The organism is Geobacillus sp. ZGt-1, from assembly GCF_001026865.1.
GTDB classification, from domain to species: Bacteria; Bacillota; Bacilli; order Bacillales; family Anoxybacillaceae; genus Geobacillus; species Geobacillus thermoleovorans.
Genome location: NZ_LDPD01000015.1, coordinates 9,272 through 11,061, shown reverse-complemented (window position 1 = coordinate 11,061; position 1,790 = coordinate 9,272). Strand labels below are relative to the sequence as shown.

Here is a 1,790-nt window from a genome sequence, read left to right as displayed (position 1 = left end):
TTTGCACGTCGCCTTTGACCATGTCCATGTCCGCTTTTAATGTGCGCACATCCTCTTCCACCCGGTGAAGCCGCTGTTCCAAGCGGGCTTGCCCCTCTTGCAACAACTGCACTTCACCTTCCAAGCGCGCCTGTCCTTCTTTCAGCGCTTGGATCTCGCCTTCCAAACGCGCTTGTCCTTCTTGAAGGGCCCGGACATCGCCTTCGATCCGATCGAGCCGCATGTGGATCGGATTCAACTTTTGGTCAAGCAATTCAGCCATTAGTTGCACGAGTTCGGCTTGGCTCATCGTTTCTCACCTCCTTTCCCCCATTGTATCATTGTCCCACACAACGTCATAGTATAGAAAAAGAGATTTTCTTCTCCTTTTCGACAAGATCAGACGCTAAATCAAACCGATGAATCGGCTTCATCATCAAATCAACATGGGGCAAAAAATGATTTTTTGATGATCAGCTACAAACGGCCGCCTCGATGAATCCACATCCGATAAAGAGCAAGACAGGCCGCCAAGTAAGCACCGCCAAGCACAAACCCGCCAAGCACATCAGACGGATAATGCACTTGCAAGCTTAACCGGCTTAAGCCAGTTAAGAGCGCCAGCGCCGCAAACACGCCGTAAATGGCCGCCCGTTCTCCACGCTTGGTGCGCGTTTGCGCCAAAAAATACGCTAAAAGCAGCAAGTAAATCGTCCCGATCATCGCGTGGCCGCTCGGAAAACTGAACCCCCCGATCTCGGCATGCGGCGGGCGCTCCCGCCCCACAACATGCTTGATCCATTCGTTGATGCCATACCCCCCACCAACAGCGACGACAACCAACACCATTCCATAGACATCGCGGCGGAAAAACCATAAACCAATGACAAACATCACACTGATGATGCCTATTGTTTTCCCATTGCCGAGAAACGTAAACGGATCGAGCCATTGCCATGAATCAAACAGCTGCAGCCCACCTTCGTCAGCCGCCTTTGTCACCCCGGCTGCCACGCTTGCCCAAACAGCCAAAAAAAAGACCGCGCCGACAGCCGCTATCATCCATAATCGTCGGTTCACTCTGACTCACTCCTTGTTGATGCTTCCTCACAACCGCATCAGTCGGTTGCCCACCACTGGATATCAAAGTCGATTTGTACGGAGATCAAACCAAAAGGAAACATTGAAAGTTCCTCATTATAACTTAATATATTTTCATGAACAAAAGAAAAATCCTCCTTAAAAAGCAACACTTTTTAAGGAGGAAACAACCGTTACGACGGCAGCTTCGTCTCTCCCATCAGGAACCGGTCCACTTCACGGGCCGCCCCCCGGCCCTCGTGGATCGCCCAAACGATCAGGCTTTGGCCGCGGCGGGCGTCGCCAGCCGCAAACACGCCCTCGATGTTTGTTGTATATTTGCCGTATGGGGCTTTCACTTTGTTGTTGATCGTTTCAACGCCAAACTGCTTCAACAACGGCTGCTCTGGCCCTTCAAACCCGATGGCGATAAACACCAAATCACACGGCCATACTTGTTCCGTCCCCGGAATTTCTTTAAAGATCGCTTTGCCGTTTTCATCAATGATTTTTTCCATTTGAATCGTATGCAGCTCTTTCACGCGGCCGTGCTCGTCGCCTACGATTTTTTTCGTTTGAATGCAATATTGACGCGGGTCTGCCCCAAATTTCGCCTTCGCTTCCTCATACGCATAATCAAGCGTGAAAACGAGCGGATATTGCGGCCAAGGGTTATTGTCTGGGCGCTTGTCCGGCAAAGCCGGGTGTTTGCCAAACTGGACGACGCTTTT

The 1,790-nt window shown here is 51.1% G+C and carries 2 protein-coding genes and 1 pseudogene; all 3 read right to left on the bottom strand.

The features are described 5' to 3' along the window. Window positions 1–289, bottom strand: a pseudogene (locus VU18_RS06235) (hypothetical protein); the annotation flags it as partial. 167 nt (window positions 290–456) lie between these two features. Further along, window positions 457–1,041, bottom strand: coding sequence for a phosphatase PAP2 family protein (locus VU18_RS06230; protein ID WP_041467988.1), 585 nt, complete (start codon window positions 1,039–1,041; stop codon window positions 457–459). Window positions 1,042–1,253: 212 nt separating this feature from the next. Further along, on the bottom strand, window positions 1,254–1,790 hold a 537-nt coding region (locus tag VU18_RS19510; RefSeq protein WP_047757832.1), incomplete at its 5' end, for an FAD-dependent oxidoreductase.